Source organism: Bifidobacterium imperatoris (genome assembly GCF_002860405.1).
GTDB lineage: Bacteria > Actinomycetota > Actinomycetes > Actinomycetales > Bifidobacteriaceae > Bifidobacterium > Bifidobacterium imperatoris.
In genome coordinates this window covers 1-17,226 of sequence record NZ_NMWV01000040.1, presented here as the reverse complement: position 1 = coordinate 17,226, position 17,226 = coordinate 1, and the positions used below count along the sequence as shown (strand labels likewise).

12 protein-coding genes and 1 pseudogene are annotated in these 17,226 nt (G+C 55.2%); 4 read left to right on the top strand and 9 right to left on the bottom strand.

Annotated elements, in window-relative coordinates:
- Positions 1–184, bottom strand: a pseudogene (locus Tam1G_RS10900) (integrase catalytic domain-containing protein); the annotation flags it as partial.
- Positions 185–1,032: 848 nt separating this feature from the next.
- On the opposite strand from Tam1G_RS10900, the gene Tam1G_RS11745 reads away from it, so the two are divergent.
- Positions 1,033–1,317, top strand: coding sequence for a hypothetical protein (locus Tam1G_RS11745; protein WP_165781997.1), 285 nt, complete (start codon positions 1,033–1,035; stop codon positions 1,315–1,317).
- Between the two features lie 94 nt (positions 1,318–1,411).
- On the opposite strand, the gene Tam1G_RS10895 is transcribed toward Tam1G_RS11745, so the two are convergent.
- The 4 genes from Tam1G_RS10895 to Tam1G_RS10880 all read right to left on the bottom strand — a co-directional run bounded on the left by Tam1G_RS10895 (position 1,412) and on the right by Tam1G_RS10880 (position 11,988).
- A complete protein-coding gene (locus Tam1G_RS10895) occupies positions 1,412–2,950 on the bottom strand; it encodes a glutamate synthase subunit beta (protein ID WP_101626539.1) in 1,539 nt (512 codons plus the stop codon).
- Between the two features lies 1 nt (position 2,951).
- On the bottom strand, positions 2,952–7,523 hold the full coding sequence (gltB, locus tag Tam1G_RS10890; protein WP_101626538.1) for a glutamate synthase large subunit: 4,572 nt from the start codon (positions 7,521–7,523) through the stop codon (positions 2,952–2,954).
- 362 nt (positions 7,524–7,885) lie between these two features.
- Positions 7,886–11,284: an ABC transporter permease gene (locus tag Tam1G_RS10885; RefSeq protein WP_242689619.1), complete on the bottom strand. Its 3,399-nt coding sequence runs from the start codon at positions 11,282–11,284 to the stop codon at positions 7,886–7,888.
- 2 nt (positions 11,285–11,286) lie between these two features.
- Positions 11,287–11,988 carry an ABC transporter ATP-binding protein gene (locus Tam1G_RS10880; protein ID WP_101626537.1) on the bottom strand — a complete coding sequence of 234 codons (702 nt, stop codon included), beginning with the start codon at positions 11,986–11,988 and terminating at the stop codon, positions 11,287–11,289.
- Positions 11,989–12,283: 295 nt separating this feature from the next.
- On the opposite strand from Tam1G_RS10880, the gene Tam1G_RS10875 reads away from it, so the two are divergent.
- Positions 12,284–12,895: a TetR/AcrR family transcriptional regulator gene (locus Tam1G_RS10875; protein ID WP_101626536.1), complete on the top strand. Its 612-nt coding sequence runs from the start codon at positions 12,284–12,286 to the stop codon at positions 12,893–12,895.
- Positions 12,896–12,961: 66 nt separating this feature from the next.
- Here Tam1G_RS10875 and Tam1G_RS12040 read toward each other — a convergent pair whose 3' ends face one another.
- Positions 12,962–13,087: a hypothetical protein gene (locus tag Tam1G_RS12040; protein WP_278251013.1), complete on the bottom strand. Its 126-nt coding sequence runs from the start codon at positions 13,085–13,087 to the stop codon at positions 12,962–12,964.
- 98 nt (positions 13,088–13,185) lie between these two features.
- On the opposite strand from Tam1G_RS12040, the gene Tam1G_RS10870 reads away from it, so the two are divergent.
- A complete protein-coding gene (locus Tam1G_RS10870; protein ID WP_101626535.1) occupies positions 13,186–13,710 on the top strand; it encodes a peroxiredoxin in 525 nt (174 codons plus the stop codon).
- On the opposite strand, the gene Tam1G_RS10865 is transcribed toward Tam1G_RS10870, so the two are convergent.
- Positions 13,707–14,735, bottom strand: a complete 1,029-nt coding sequence (locus Tam1G_RS10865) for a LacI family DNA-binding transcriptional regulator (protein WP_101626534.1) — start codon at positions 14,733–14,735, stop codon at positions 13,707–13,709. The two genes, Tam1G_RS10870 and Tam1G_RS10865, sit on opposite strands and share 4 nt — an antisense overlap.
- 317 nt (positions 14,736–15,052) lie before the next feature.
- Between Tam1G_RS10865 and Tam1G_RS12035 the strand changes: the two genes are divergently transcribed.
- A complete protein-coding gene (locus Tam1G_RS12035) occupies positions 15,053–15,181 on the top strand; it encodes a hypothetical protein (protein ID WP_278251012.1) in 129 nt (42 codons plus the stop codon).
- 149 nt (positions 15,182–15,330) lie between these two features.
- Here the strand turns inward: Tam1G_RS12035 and Tam1G_RS10860 are convergent, their stop codons facing one another.
- A complete protein-coding gene (locus tag Tam1G_RS10860) occupies positions 15,331–16,674 on the bottom strand; it encodes a metal-dependent hydrolase family protein (RefSeq protein ID WP_101626533.1) in 1,344 nt (447 codons plus the stop codon).
- Positions 16,675–16,832: 158 nt separating this feature from the next.
- Positions 16,833–17,226: GNAT family N-acetyltransferase (locus Tam1G_RS10855; RefSeq protein WP_101626532.1), on the bottom strand; the 394-nt coding region annotated here is incomplete at its 5' end.

Below are 17,226 nucleotides of genomic sequence, written 5' to 3'. Positions count from 1 at the left end.
ACATCGACGGCCTGCCGCGCCCGGCTTCCGTGAGTCTGCGTCTCGCGGTGCTCCTGCCGATTCCCAGCACGGAGCACATCTCATCGAGGATGCGTCCCTTGTCCTTCTTCGACGCCTTCATGTATTCATCCCTGAATCTCAGGGTGACCTGCCGCTTCGTCGCCATGCTGATCCTGTCTTCCATAAGACAAGCCAAACAGGACCGATACCGTTCGCGCTCATTCCCGATGAGGCACCACCACACCCTACGCGCTCAAAAAACGTGAGGCACGTCGCATTACTATCTAATTTATCCATTGAGCTATAATTAACTTATCGCTCATCCAAGCGAAAGTGTCAAAGGAGACACATATGAGCAAAAAGAATCTTAATGGAATTAATTATACATTTGCATCAGGAATGGTATACATTATCACCATAATTCTTCTTTGCTCTACCTGCATCACCAGCAAACAGGGAAATCTAATCTCTTTTATTGCTGTCACTTTTAATATAAGAAAAATGATAATATGGATATTAATTTCCATATTATCATTTACATCAGGTTTAATAGGTTTCAATCTATATCAAAAAAGTAAAAGGACACCACTACTCATTTGTTTTGTCATTAATTTTTATTATTTTGCTATAAGTATTCTAACCCTGTAAAGGATAATGCCATGAATAAGCTACAATCAGCAATAGGAAGTACGTCATAATAATAGCTTCACTTGCCAGTTTTTCAACACCAGCATATGCTGAACATAACTATACTTCAAATGAATTAATCAACAATGCTGTAAGTTCCATTGTAAGTAAAGAATTCAATAATAGAGCACAGCATGACCCATCAATTGTAGAAATTGGCCCAGTGACCGTTGAATTGACTCAGACTTTTATACAAGAAAACGGAACTGATCCATCACAATTGGCAGATATATTTTTACATAACCTTGATAACACCACTACAAATAACACTATGGACGAAAATTTAATAGCCCATTAATCCTACGTGGAACTCAAACGTATTCTGCATGCATTTCAAGTTTTTTGATGCAAATCGGCATTAAATGGATCTGTCAAGATTTTAGAGCTAGTGTTTTAAACGGAGCTGTCACTAATAAGTTAATGCTTGGCACCTCATATGATAAAGGAATAGGAATAGGCGCCTGGTCTCATAATAGAAGTTGGTTCGAACAACCAACTTCAAAAGAACTTGATGTTAATTATAAAGGTAACGTATCCGCTGTGATAAAGGGAGGATCTATTAGTTATCCTTTAACCGTAATGGCGATTTTCGACGTCAATACGTCCAATCTCAAACAACATTTCCAGTGAATAAATGATTAGCGGCTGTTTTGGTCCGTACTCATGTACTAAAAACCAAAACAGCCGCTAATCATTTTCGCAGACTGTGATTCATTAAGAACCTTCAGCGAGGCAGCATCATCGGACGGTCAGACGCCTTGATTGGGGCCGGCAGCTCGCTGGTCTTCTCGCTGGATAGGTACTCGTCCACAGCGGCGGCGCAAGAGCGGCCCTCCGCGATAGCCCACACCACAAGGCTCTGGCCACGGCCGGCATCACCACAGACGAACACGCCATCCTGACTGGTGGCGAAGTTGTCGTTTCGAGCGATGTTGCCGCGCTTGTCGAGCTCGACCGGCAGCTGGTCGACCAGTGTGGTGGTGTCCGGGTGCAGGAAGCCCACGGAGATGAGCACCAAATCGGCCGGAATGATACGCTCAGTGCCGGGCTGTCGAGTGAACGGACCGTTCTCGCCGGGGGCAACGTTCACAATCTTCAAACCGGTCACATGGCCATGCTCGTCAGCCACGAAACCTTCCGCGGTGGCGGAGTTCTCAATGGTGACCTTGGACTGTTCCTCTTCAGAACCGACGAAGTTCACAGAATCGGTGTTGTACAGGTATTCGCCGCCTTCAGCCATCGACGTGGTCTTCTGGTAGAGACGAGCGAAGGTAGGCCACGGCTGATTATCCGGACGGGAGGTCGGTTCCTTCGGCATGATCTGCAGCACGGTGACGGACTTGGCACCCTGACGGATGGAAGTACCAAGGCAGTCGGAGCCGGTATCACCACCGCCGATAACCACCACATGCTTGTCTTTTGCGGTGATGTCGTTGACGGGCTTAACACCAAAGACGCGGCGAGTGGCATCCGGCAGGAAATCGAGAGCAAAGTGGATACCATCAAGCTCACGGCCTGGAATCTTCATATCACGAGGCACGCGAGAGCCGATAGCCACAACCACAGCATCGTAACGATCGCGCAGCTCATCCCAAGAGATGTCCTTGCCGATTTCCACGTTGGTGCGGAATCGGGTGCCTTCGGCTTCCATCTGCTCGATACGGCGGTCAATCAGACCCTTTTCGAGCTTGAAGTTCGGAATGCCGTAACGCATCAGGCCACCAAGTGCATCATCCTTTTCGTAGACGACCACAGTGTGGCCGGCGCGGGTCAGCTGCTGTGCCACAGCGAGACCTGCAGGACCGGAGCCGACTACGGCCACGGTCTGATCGGTCAGGCGCTGCGGCGGCAGAGGCTTGACATAGCCGAGCTCCCATGCCTGATCGATGATGGTGACCTCATCGTTCTTAATCATGGTCGGCGGCTGGTGAATGCCAAGCACGCAAGCCTGCTCGCACAGTGCCGGGCAGATACGTCCAGTGAACTCCGGGAAGTTGGAAGTCTGGGAAAGACGGTTGTAAGCATCCTCCCACTTGCCCTGACGGACCAGATCATTCCACTCAGGAATAACATTGCCGAGCGGGCAGCCGGTCATACAGAACGGGGTGCCACAATCCATGCAGCGTGCGGCCTGTTCGCGGGTCCACGGCTGCAGACCAGATTCGGCGTGCACATCGAACCAGTCCTTGATACGTTCCTCGATGGGGCGTTCAGCCAGCTCGCGGCGGGTACGGACTTTCAGGAATCCTCTTGGGTCGCCCATGTCAGCGCACTCCTTCCGTGACGTGCTCGTAAACCTCTTCCCAGGCTCCGGGCGAATTGAAATCGATATTGTTGGCCTTGGCTTCTTCCATAGCCTTGGTCATAGCCAAGTACTGCTTCGGCACCACATGAGTGAAACGCTTAACCGTTTCATTCCAGTCCTCGAGCAGAGCTGCCGCAAACTGGGAGCCGGTCTCTTCAGCGTGCTGCTTAACGAGGTCGTGTACCAGCTTGGCGGTTTCGGCGTTCAGCGACTTGAACAGGAGGCTACCGGACTTGATGGCACCGGGGTTGACCTTCTTCATGTCGAGATCAAGCACGTAAGTGTTGCCGCCGGAGAAGCCTGCACCGAAGTTGCGTCCAGTCGGGCCGAGCACCACCACGGTACCGCCAGTCATATATTCGCAGCCGTGATCGCCCACGCCTTCCACCACGAACGTGGCACCGGAGTTACGCACGGCGAAGCGTTCGCCTGCACGGCCTGCCACGAACATCTGACCGGAGGTGGCACCGAAACCGGTGACGTTGCCGGCGATGACGTTCTCATGCTTGTCGAAGGTGACGCCTTCCTCGGCACGAACGATCATGCGGCCACCAGAGAGGCCCTTGCCGGCATAATCGTTGACTTCGCCGTAGATGCGCAGGGTCTCGCCACGCGGAATGAAGGCGCCGATGGACTGGCCGCCAGAGCCATGCAGGGTCATGTCGATGGTGTCGTCTGGCAGACCTTCCTCGCCGTAGCGACGGGTGATCTCGTAGCCTACCATCGTGCCGACAGTACGGTTGACGTTGCGAATCGGCATTTCGATGCGCACGGGCTCCTTGCGTTCGAGCGCCGGCTCGGCGAGCTTGATGAGCTCGTTGTCCAGAGCCTTTTCGAGCTCATGGTTCTGCTCGATGGTCTGGTGCAGGATGGTGCCCGGAACCGGACCTGCCTGCTTCAGAACGTTGCTCAGGTCGATGCCATCAGACTTCCAACGCTTGATGGCTTCGTTCTGGTCGAGGCATTCAACGTGGCCGATGGCCTCTTCAAGGGTCTTGAAGCCGAGCTCAGCCAAGATCTCGCGCACTTCCTCAGCGATGAACATGAAGAAGTTGACCACATGCTCAGGCTTGCCGCGGAAACGAGCGCGGAGCTCCGGATCTTGGGTGGCGATGCCCTGCGGGCAGGTGTTCTTCTGGCATGCGCGCATCATGACGCAGCCTTCAACGATCAGGGCTGCGGTGGCGAAACCGAATTCCTCGGCACCGAGCAGGGCTGCGATGACCACGTCGCGGCCGGTCTTGAGCTCGCCGTCGCACTGGACAACGATGCGGGAGCGCAGGCCGTTCAAGATCAGCGTCTGCTGAGTTTCGGACAGGCCAATCTCCCAAGGGGTACCGGCGTGCTTGATGGCGTTGAGCGGAGCTGCACCCGTACCACCGTCGTTGCCGGAAATCAGCACAACATCGGCATGGCACTTGGCTACGCCTGCCGCGATTGTGCCCACACCGAACTCAGAGACTAGCTTGACGTGGATACGAGCCTTCGGGTTGGCCATCTTCGCATCGTTGATCAGCTGCTTCAGATCTTCGATGGAGTAAATGTCGTGGTGCGGCGGCGGGGAGATGAGTTCCACGCCCGGGGTGGCGTGACGCACATGGGCAATCCACGGCGGAACCTTGGCACCCGGCAGGTGGCCGCCCTCACCCGGCTTGGCACCCTGGGCAAGCTTGATCTGCAGATCGGTGGCGTGCACCAAGTAATCAGAAGTCACACCGAAACGAGCGGATGCAATCTGCTTGATACGGCTGTAACGCTGCGGATCGTTGATACGGTCCTCGGATTCGCCACCTTCACCGGAGTTGGAGCGTGCGCCAATGGAGTTCATGGCGATGGCGAGCGTCTCGTGTGCTTCCTGGGAAATGGAACCATAGCTCATGGCACCGGTGGAGAAGCGCTTGACGATTTCGCTGGCCGGCTCAACTTCGGAGATGTCGATGGGCTTGCGGGTGTTCTTGAACTTCATCAGGCCACGCAGGGTCATGATGCGGTTCGAAGTGTCGTTGATGTGGTGCGAGTACTTCTTGAACATCTGGTAGTCGCCGCGCTGCGTGGACTGCTGCAGCAGGAAGATGGCTTCCGGATCGTTCAAATGATCTTCGCCGGTACGACGCCACTTGTAGTCGCCGCCAGTCCTGAGGTTGCGGTGCGGTGCCGCGGTCCACTGGTTCGGATAAGCCACGCGGTGGCGGATTGCCACTTCCTCGGCGATTTCGTCAAGGCCAACGCCGCCCACACGGGAGGTGGTGCCAGTGAAGTATTCGTCCACGACTTCCTGGCTCAGGCCCACGGCTTCGAACAACTGCGCACCACGGTAGCTCATGATGGTGGAGACACCCATCTTGGACATGATCTTGAGCACACCAGTGGAAAGGGCCTTGGTGAGGTTCTTCACGGCGGTACGCTCGTCTACCTTGAGGTAGCCGGTACGGGCCAAATTCTCCACGGATTCAAAGGCCAGATACGGGTTCACGCAGGCTGCACCGTAAGCGATGAGCAGTGCCACATGGTGGATTTCACGCACGTCGCCGGCCTCGACGGCCATAGAAATCTGGGTACGAGTGTGACGACGCAGCAGGTGATGCTGCACGGCTGCAGTCAGCAGCAGGGACGGAATCGGGCCCCACGTATGGTTGGAGTCACGATCGGAAAGCACGATGAAGTTCTTGCCGTTTTCGATGGCCTCATCGATTTCAGCGAAAATCTCATCCAAACGTTCTTCCAAGGCCTTGCCGCCGCCAGCTACCTGATACAGGCCCTTGACCACGTACGGACGGTAGTAGTCGCCCAGGATACGGGCACGGTCGAGGCGCTTCAGCTGAGCCATCTCATCGGAGTTGACCACAGGCAGCGGAATCAGAATCTTCTTGGCGTGCAGCTCGGAATCGGCCAGCAGGTTCGGTTCTGGGCCGATGGCGGATTCAAGGGAGGTAACGATTTCCTCACGCTCCCAGTCCAGCGGCGGGTTGGTAACCTGTGCGAACTTCTGGGTGAAGTAGTCGAACAGCATGCGGCTGCGCTTGGAAAGGGCCGGCAGCGGGGTGTCGTTGCCCATAGAGCCGAGTGGCTCCTTGCCGGTGTTGGCCATCGGGGTGAGCAGCAGCTTCAAATCTTCCTCAGTGTAGCCGAACGCACGCTGACGGCGCTGCACGGACTGACCGGAGTGGCTCACATGCTCACGCTTCGGCAGGTCGGAGAGCTCCACGGAGTTGCCTTCCACCCACTTGCGGTACGGATGCTGGGCTGCGAGGTTCTTCTTGATTTCCTCATCCGGAATGATCCGGCCTTCGGCAGTATCCACGAGGAACATCTTGCCCGGCTCCAGACGGCCCTTGGACACGATGTGATCTTGCTCGGTTTCCGGCAGCACGCCGGCCTCGGATGCGAGCACGATGTAACCGTCATCGGTAAGCTGCCAGCGACCGGGGCGGAAACCGTTGCGGTCAAGCAGTGCGCCCACCTGGGTGCCATCGGTGAAAACGATGTCTGCCGGACCATCCCACGGCTCGATCAGTGTGTTGTTGTACTCGTAGAAAGCACGCACATCCGGGTCGAGATCATTGTTCTTCTCCCATGCCGGAGGCAACATCATGCAGATGGCGTGCGGCAGGGAGCGACCAGCGAGGTGCAGCAGTTCGAGGCATTCATCGAACGTACCAGAATCGGAGTAACCCGGAGTAGTGATTGGCAACAGCGGCTTGAATTCACCGAGCAGTTCGGAGCTCAAACGGCCTTCGCGGGCGGACAGCCAGTTGCGGTTGCCCTGAATGGTGTTGATTTCGCCGTTGTGAGCCAGCAGGCGGAACGGCTGAGCGAGCGGCCAGCTCGGGAACGTGTTAGTGGAGAAGCGGGAGTGGACGATGGCCACGGTAGCCTTCATGCGCTCATCAACCAAATCCGGGAAGAAGTGGGTGAGCTGCATGGTGGTGAGCATGCCCTTGTACGTAATAGTACGAGCGGAAAGGGATGCGAAGTAGACGCCCACCTCATGCTCCACACGCTTGCGGATGCGGAAGGTCTTGCGGTCAAGCTCCACACCACCCAAGGAACCGTCCTCGGATGCAATGACCAAGGTCTTGAAGCCCGGCATGGCGGCCAGTGCTTGCAGGCCAAGACCGTCCGGGTTGGTGGGAACCACACGCCATGCGAGGACTTCGAGGCCTTCTTCGCGAACAATCTTGGCGATGGCCTGTTCCTGCTGGCCGGAAGTTTCGATATCACGGTCGAGGAATGCGATGCCTGCGGCGTAATGGCCGGCTTCCGGCAGTTCGGCCGGAACCGTGGCACGCATAAACTCGTCCGGCATGCTCATCAAAATGCCGGCGCCATCACCTGTATTCTCTTCGGCACCCACAGCACCACGGTGATCGAGGTTGACCAGCACCTCGATGGCGTCCTTGACGATCTTGTGTTCAGGGCGCTTGTTCAGAGTGGTGACCATACCCACACCACAGGCGTCATGCTCGTTGGAGGGGTCGTACATGCCGTCCGGAGCATGGACCGTGAGATCAAGCGGGGCTTTGAATGTCACCGAAATCACCTCAATTACTTATGGGCACGCTAACAACGCGCCACTTCTCTAAGTTGCTGTTGACAGCGTAGCGTTGCACTATGTCTTTTACGTTTCGCTGTCCATATACCGAGTTGCGTAAAAAGTCAAGAGTCAATTTTACGCAATTTTGGGACACTCACAGAACCGGCCGCGTCATGCCCTTCACCTTCGCGCTCAAACCGAGATATCCACAAGAAAAAGCCAAAAAACGTTTGTAAGTTCGCGCGATGACGAAGCCTGCGCGAACTTACAAACGTTTCAAGAGGCAAAATCCTTTGTATGTTCGCGCACTACTCGTCAGTTGCGCGAACATACAAAGGGAATATCGATAAACCTAACCGCTACTCCACGGATTTCAGTGCGGCGAGCATGTCCACCGTGCGCAAACGCCGGTAGACCACCACGCCCAGGAGCGCCAGCACTACCGTAATCAGCACCAGCGGCACCACGAACGCGGCCCAGCCGAGCGCTGGATCGAACATCACTTCATCCGGTGGCACTTCAGTGATGATGTACTGATGCAGCCATCCGCCGAACGCGTAGCCGCCCACAATACCCAGCGCCGAAAGCACGATGGTTTCGCGATAGATATACATCGTGGTCTCGTTCGAATGAAAGCCGAGCACCTTGATGGTCGAAAGCTCGCGGATTCGCTCGGAGACGTTCAGGTTGGTGAGGTTGTAAAGAATCACAATGGCAAGCAAGGCCGCCACCAAGATGAGCACCTCCATGATCTGGTTCAGTGAGTTCACAATGGTGGCTACCTGATTCTTCATCGTGGTGTTCTGCACCACTGACCTCACGCCATCCACTTTCATGAACCGTGCACCTTGCTTTTCGGCGTTTTCGATGCTGTTGTCTTTGAGCTTCACCATGTACGCATTCGACTGGTAATCCTTATGGAATACGTGCTCGTATTCGCCAGAGCTCATCACCATGAAATGGCCGATATACATTTCGGTAATACCGTCCACACGCACATGTCGGTTCACACCGCTCAAATCGGTTACGGTGACGGTATCCCCCACTTTGGCGTTCAGCATGTCCGCCATGCGTTCGGAAATGATTGCCCCGCGATCGGTGAGCACTTGCGACTTACGCCCAACGCGCGAACGCAATGTCAGGTAATCGCCGAAGTTGTAGGCATCATCAGTAACCAGTAAGGTAATGCTCTGCTTATCGTGCTCCTTGCCAGCGGTTTTGGTGAGTTCCTCGTAGCGAATCGGCGTGGAAGATTCCGCAGCAGCCCTTTTCATGGAGTCGGCCACCGTCTTGTTCTGTTCCTCGTTGTTATCGCTGCGTTCGGCCACGATGAGGTCGTAGTGGATGATCTCGTCGAACTGCCGCTCGCCGATCTGCCCGATGGAGGCCTGTACGCCAAGTCCCGCGGTCAGCAGTGCTACGGCTCCAGCCACGCCGAAAATGGTCATGAGCCCTCGGGTCTTGTACCGGAACAGATTTCGAGCGGTGACTTTGCGCGTGAAGTTCAGCCGATTCCATAGCGGCTTGATACACTCCAGGAAGATCTTCGAGCCTTTGGCCGGCGGCTTCGGTAGCAACAGGGCCGCCGGCTTCTCGCGAAGTTCACGGTATGCGGCAAGCACGGCAGGCACCACGGCGCTCACCCATGCGAGCAGGAATGCCACCACTGTCACAACTGGATGGAACACCAGCGCGATGCGCGGCACGGTAAAACCGTCGCTGTACGCATGGTAGACGATCATCGGCAGCAGGGTGTGGCCGAGCAGCACGCCCAGGATCGTGCCAATGGTGGAGGCAGTGAACCCGTAGAATATGAATTTCTTCAGGATGTCCTGATTCCCATAGCCCAAGGCCTTCAACGTACCGGAATTAGTGCGCTCTTCATCCACCATGCGGCCCATCGTGGTGAAGGTCACGAGAGCGGCCACGAAGTACAGGAACACAGGGAAGATCATCGCCAACTTTTCCACGATGTTCGCGATGATTTCGTAGACTCGGTAGCCTTCTGAAGTCAATCCTTCACGTCGGCCATCGATTGAATATGCGGGCACTTCGAGCGTATCCACCTTTTCGCGTGCCAGGGCGATATCATGCTCGGCCTGCTTGATGTTCTTCTCGGCGGCAGGCTTGGCATCGTTGAATTCCTGCAGTTTCTGGTTGTATTCATCCTCCGCTTTTTCGATGCTCCGGTTGCCTTCGATCAGCTGGCCGGCTCCCGATGATGCACTGGCTGGAGCGCTGGATATGGCCGCGCCCAATTCGGTCTGCTTGTTGGCCAGTTGATTGCCGGCATCGGCAATGGCTGCCGCGTTCTGCTGATATTCCTCGCTACCATGCTCGAGAGCCGAGGCACTGGAGTTCCACTGCGGCAATGCGGCGTTGTATGCACTGAGCTTGCTGTTGTATTGCTTTGCCGCATCATTGTATGCCTGCAATGCCTTGTCGTACTGGGTTTTCACGCTGTCGTATGCGTTGCCGGTCAGTCCTGTATCAGCCCAGGATTGCAGTATCGCGCCGGTTTTGTCCAGCACTGTTTTGGAAGCATCCAACGCTGTACGAGCCATGTCCAATTGTGCTTTGGCATCAGATAGTTGCTGCCACGCTACACCGAGCTGGCCTTGTCCCTGGCTCAACTGCTGCCCGCCTGCCGCCAACTTGGTTTGCGCCGCGGTGAGTTGGGAACCAGCGGAGGCGATTTGCGCGCTTGCACTGGATAGTTCCGCCAGCGCAGAGGATGCTTGATCGACGGCTTGAACACTGCCATCGGCCAGCTGGTCTTTGCCCGATTCGATTTGAGCTTTGGCATCGTTCAGCTGTGTCTGGGCCTCGCTCAACTGTTGTTTGGCTGCATCGACTTGGGACTGTGCCTTATCGATCTGCTTACGACGTTCGTCTTTGATGGAATCCTCACGAGCCTTGGGTTGGTCGGCAAGACGCTTGGTCAAGGTGTCCTTATGCGCCTGCACGAGATCGCGGTATTCGCCGGTCCAGTAATCGACGTTCTGTGTGTCCTTGAAGGTCACGCGGCCAATCATCTTCACCTTGGAGTCAAAAGCGGCATCTGTCACCACTGCGTAACCGTCGAGTTCGCCGGTGCCCGCCGTGGATTGGCCGAGATTCACATTCGATAGGCCTTCGGTTGAATTCACGAATCCGACCACCGTGTATCGGCTGCGCTTCAGAACCTTGTCCCCCGCGATATCCGGTTGCTCGCTCAAGGTGATGGTGCTATCGATGGCGTACTTGCTTCGCTCGGTACGATCCAGTGCAATTTCATTCGCTTTGCTCGGCAATCGACCTTCTTCCACGGCAAACGTGGAGATGGATTCCGGATTGGAGTAGACGCGCAGGCTGTGGTTGCTATTCTTGATGGTCACGTCTTTGAAGTAGCCAAATTCCGCGGATTTGACGCCGGCGGTATTGCGAATGATGCGCGCGTCCTCATCGGTCAGACCGTAGTCGCTGATGACAGTGACGTCAGCCAGATGATTGTCGCGGTAGTAATCGGTACCGGTGATGCGCATGTTCGGCCCAGTGACAAACAGACCGACGAGCGCGAACGAGCCGAGCAGCATCAGGCTCACGATGGAAAGAAAACGCCCCTTGGATTTGTTGAGGGTTGCGAAGATGTCCTTCCACAGCATGTGTTTGCGCAGCATTCCGGTGCGTGATGTCGTGCTTCGTTTATGGCTGCGACGAGCCGATGACTGTCGAGCATCGGTTTCGTCGGTCACCAGAAAATCGTTGAAATCAGCCATGCTTACCACTCCAAATCCTTGATATCCATCGGATGCTCATTAATTTCAATGGATTTGACGCGCGCATCGTGCATGTGAATGACTCGGTCCGCTATGGGTGCGATGGCTGAATTATGGGTCACGATGACCACCGTGGCACCTTTCTTTCGACTTTGGTCCTGCAAAATCTGCAGCACTTGTTTGCCGGTGTTGTAGTCGAGCGCGCCGGTCGGCTCGTCGCACAAAAGGATTTTGGGATTCTTTGCCACTGCCCTGGCGATGGCCACGCGCTGCTGCTCGCCGCCGGAAAGTTGGGCGGGGAAATTGTCGATACGGTCCTTGAGCCCGACGTCAATCAGTGTCTGTACCGGATCCTGTGCATCTTTGACGATTTCGGAGGCGAGCTCCACGTTCTCTTTGGCGGTCAGATTGGCCACGAGATTATAGAACTGGAAGACGAAGCCGATGTCATACCGGCGATAGTCGGTGAGTTGATGGGCGTTGTAGTTGGAGATGTCTTTGCCGTCGATGATCACCTGCCCTTCGGAGTTGGTGTCCATGCCGCCCAAAATGTTGAGCACGGTGGATTTGCCGGCACCGGATGCACCAAGGATGATGGCCAATTCACCTTGTTCGATGCCGAAACTGACATCATTATTGGCGGTGATGGTGGTGCTACCGGTTTGGTAACGCTTGAAGCTATGAACCATTTCGATGTATGCCATGAAGATTCCCTTGATTAAACAACGTGTTGATTTATTGCCTGCATCGTAATTTCGCGAAGAACAGTCGGTCAATAACCACAATTGGACGAACTGTCTAAATTGAACACTTCCGGAAATATTGCCGATTTCGCACACTAATCAGACAACGTGTTGATAGAATCAACGACTAGAGCAATATACAAGAGACTGGCACAACCGTCTCGTGAGACTACCCCTCAGTCGCCTACGGCGACAGCTCCCCCGACAAGGGGAGCCGAGAGGAGCCGCACCACATATGTACTGAACGGAGGCAGATATGGCAGGTAAGCGCAATACCAAAACCGAGGCGAAAATCAAGGCGGCGTTTACCTCGCTGATGCAGTCCAAGGGATTCGATGCCATGACCGTGAGTGACATCGCCCGTGCGGCCGGCATCAATCGCGGCACGTTCTATATGCATTACATCGATAAGTTCGATCTTCGCCAGCAGCTCATCGACGACACCATCGACGACCTGACCCAGATTCTTGTGGAGAACTCGGACGAAAACGGGCAGACCATCACCACCGACGGCAAAGCGATTTGTGATGCGTTCAAAGAAGCAGCCATCGCCAAAGCGCTGCATTACGTCAAGAATGACTATGCCTTCTTCAACGCCATCTCCCGTTCAGGCACCGATATGCAGCTGTACGATCGACTGAAAAACGTGTTGAAGCAGCTGATTGTAGCGCAGGCCAAGCGTTTCGGCGAGGAGCCCAAGCATGATTACAACGGTATTCCCGCCGATTACGCGATGGAGATCCTCGTCTCCGCCGTCTCCTCAATCATCTGGCTGTGGATTCGCCGCGGTTGCAAGGAAACCCCTGAGCAGATCTGTCACATCATCGAAACCAATAAAACCACCGCACCGATTGACGTGCTGTGGTGAAACAGTAACCCTTACGTGCAGGTCTGCGTCGCGTCATTGCCAATATCGAACAATAGGAGGAATAAATCATGCCATATATAGTGAAGCGTTTGGCATCCATGCTTGTGGGGGCTCGCCATTGAATCGTTTGGCATCGGCACGATCATCGCCGCGGCCATCACCGGGCTGATTGTGAACTTCTTCAACCGCCATGTTCGCTTTATCTCCCCGTCGAGCCAAACAACCAAAAGGATGTACGAACTTCAGCAGCCGCGAACACCGCTGATTAAACGGGGACAATTGTGATTACGATGGGTAACATGACCACTACTGAAGTTCAAACAGATACCGAACTGCCAACACGACTGAAAGAGGAAACTCAGGCACCGGACTTCACGTTGCCCGCGGTCAATCCTGATGGCAGCGAAGCAACAATCGCGCTTTCCTCGCTTACCGCACAAGGCAAGAGCGTAATCCTCTACTTCTATCCAGCGGCTATGACGCCCGGCTGCACCACGGAAGCCTGCGATTTCCGCGATAACATGGCTCGTCTCGGCTCTCTCGGATACACAGTGCTCGGTGTTTCCAAGGATCCAATGCCCAAGCTGCAGAAGTTCCGTGAACGCGACAATTTGTCGTTTCCACTGCTATCCGACCCCGATCTGACCGTGCATAAGCTTTATGCCGCCTATGGCGAAAAGAAACTCTACGGCAAGACGCATGTAGGCGTTATTCGTTCCACGTTCGCCATCAACGCACAAGGTGTGATTGAACTAGCACGCTACAATGTGCGTGCAAAAGGCCATGTGGAGTCGCTCTTGAAGAAGCTCGGCTAACGAGCCGATTCCGAGGCACGCAGACAGGGCCTGCCCTGCACAATCTCAACTTGGGCGGGCGGCGGTTCAATTCCCTTCCGCTTCGCCTGAATTTGGTCGAACACCATGCGGAAGGCCCGCTCCCCCATCTCGTGGAAATTCTGCGTATAGCTGGTCAGCGGCGGCTCCCACATAGTATCGAACGCCATGTCATCGAACCCGATCACACTGACATCCTGCGGAACCTTGCGTCCAGCTTCACGCAGGCCTTTCATGACGGCGATGGCCAGCTCATCGGTGGCGGCAAAAACCGCTGTAACGTCCTTGTGGCGACCCAGTTTTCGACCTGCCGCCACCGCCTTTTGCAAATCACCGACAGGCACCACTATCGGCTCAGGTACATCGAGGCCACGTTCTTCAAGTGCATCCCGCCAGCCATTGGTACGGGAATTGTCGCCTGATTCCTGATTCCATTGCACATGGAACACCATCTTGTGTCCCAAATCAAGCAAACGCATAGTCATCCAACGGCCACCATCACGTTCAGCGTTGATAACCTGATAATCACCGTCGCCGAATCCGCCGCCAACCACCACAGTTGGAACGCCTTGCGGAATCACCTTCAGCGCCTCAACACCGGCCCATCCATACTCATAGACGAGCACACCGGCGGGTCTCACCGCAAGCCCCATGCGCACACGAGCCTCAACGGAAGCGATATCGGACTCGTCCAACGAGACAATATTGAGCAGGAAGCCGCGCTTGCGTGCCGCAGTCTCGACGCCATGATTCGTGGCGGACGTGGAGAATTCGTCAGGCTTGGAGGCGAATACCACCACCGAATCCATTTCACGGTTGGACAACGCACGCGCGGCCATGCTTGGCTCATAACCAAGCTCCTTGATGGCCTCGGCTATACGTTTGCGTTTATCCTCGGCAATTTTCGCCGTGCCATTAAGGTATCGAGACACCGTAGGAGCTGAGACACCGGCAAGCTTGGCCACATCCTTGATAACCGGGCGTGAATGCCCTGTGCTTCTTGCCATAGTTCTCCCCTTCCGCACACAAGTCCTTAACTTCCACCATAGAAACACGCCGGCACAAACGAGTTACCTATTCGGCAACAGCATTCGCCCTCATAGTCGAACATCAATCCGACGCAGGTTCACAGGCATCGAACATGTCGAACATATCGAACCGGTTCGATTCAAGCGGGAGTAAGAATGGCGGAAAATGGCGCGAAACGCCGATGACCACCAGGTAACTTGTCAAGCATCGCTTTCCGCGGTATTCTGAAACCGGTTTCAAACGAAACCACAAAAACTCAAAGCCAACCGGCTTTGACTAACGAAAGGAAACAATCATGTCTCTCAAGGATTCTATGCTGCGCGGCCTCGCTCTCTACGGCGCCAACTCCATGTCTCAGTCCGGCATGAAGAACGGCCAGATCATCGCTGACATCGTCAACGATTCCGAGAAGATCGCTCGCTGAATCACCGGCGCTTAGACGCTACCGAGATCGCATATAGCGGCGTTTCTCACCGGACCGAACAGGTCACACAACTGAAGATTCGATAATTCAACAGTCAGCGTGAAGCTGGCATAACTGAATAATCGGACAACGGCGTCCGCTTCATTCTTTTACTCATAGACACGGTCCAGCAGCTCGTCGATTTGCTGGAATCGTTCCACATTAGGTCTGAACACCGGTCGTCCGGCGGCCACTACCAAGGCCGGACGCTCCAATGCGTGCAAATCCTCCAATGGATTCATATTCAATACCAGCAAATCGGCAGCCTTACCGATTTCGAGCGAACCGGTCACATCATCCACACCAAGCATCTGAGCGTTCACCTGCGTGGCAGCATGAATTGCCTGGGCTGGCGTGAAGCCAGCGAACCGCACCAACAGCACCAGCTCACGCCAGGTGGCATACTGCGGCACGAACGTCATACCGGTGTCCGTACCAACTCCCACCACGAGGCCCGCTTCATGCGCCTGACGAGCACCGGTCACCATGCCTTCAACCACGGTCTTGGAATTCTCCAATTGGATATCCGTGATACCAGTCACCTTCTGGTCAATCATCGTCAGCGGAAGTCCAGCGGAGAGCGTTGGTACCAGAGCGGAATAGCCGCGCAGCGAATTCGGATTATGGCGGAACAAGCCAATCAACTCATCGTTCAATACACTGCCATGTTCGATGGTATCCACACCGGCTTCAAGCGCACGACGCACACCCTCGGTGCTTTGCGCATGAGCGCCCACAATAATGCCGTTGTCATGCGCCACCTCGCAGATGGCCCTCATCTGTTCCACGCTCATCTGAGGGCTGCCGGCCTCACCAATCTTCTGGGCATCGGTCACTCCCCCAGTGGCCGCAATCTTGATGGCATTGACGCCATGCTCAATATTGCGCAATGCACATTCTCGCGCTTCTTCTGGCGTGGAGCTGGTAAGCGCAATCAGTGGCGCACCATGCCCTTCCGGAATCGCCAGCAGCGGACCAGATGCCAGGATTCTAGGCCCGGCAATCTCGCCGGCGGCAATCTTATCCCGCAACTCCACCACTTCATAACGCACATCACCAAGCGTGCGGATAGTGGTAACACCGGATTCCAGTAAGGTTTTCGCATTCTGTGCAACTGTCGAAGCCATATATGGCTTGCCCAGCGCCGAATGCACCAGCCCGGCCACCATCCGCTGGCCCTGGGGCGTGGCCAGTTTGGGATTCAGGGGCTTGCCCTGTGCGAACAGGTGTGTATGCGCATTGATCAGGCCCGGCATCACAGTTTTACCCGTGCCATCCAAGTAATGATATTCCTCAGGAATACTGGTCTCGATGCTGGGCGCCACCTGCTCGATGCGGCCGGCCGCGTTCACCAGAACAGTCATGTTATTGCGCACAGTTCCCGATTCGTCACCGGATATCACACGAACATGGGCGAGCGCGAACGGTTCGACAACAGACTGGTAGCGACTCATGGCAAATACTCCTTCATTGGATGGCCGGCGCTACTCGTTTCATTTCGACCGAGTAATGCCCTTTGTTTCATAAGCCTACCCCTATTTGAGTTACTATTTCAGTTCATCGAACGCAATCAGATGTCATCAACCAAGCCTCGTCACAACGATTCTTGCGCTCAGTGTTCGCGGTGCTGCAATGACGAGACAATACTGCGCCAGATGTTGCGCACATGTTTAGCTACCACCAAAGCCCGATACATCGATTTGCGCACTGGTACGTCGCGGGCTGGGGCGACTGGTGTGGTTTCCTCGGTGAATTTGGTTTTGAATTCGTTCAGGCCTTTGAGCGAGGGAGCGAAATCGGAGCCGATGCCCATCAGGTCGTAGTCGGTGACGCCCTGCCCGCCGAGCATGCAGCATTCCGCGTACAGGAGGCGGTCGGTGACGTGCAGGCGCATGGCCGAGTCGCGCATCGCGGCGTAATAGCGCACGGCGCATGTATCGTTCACGGTGACGATGGACCATGCGACCACGCGGCCGTCGATCCGCGCGGCGAACACGCGGCAGTGC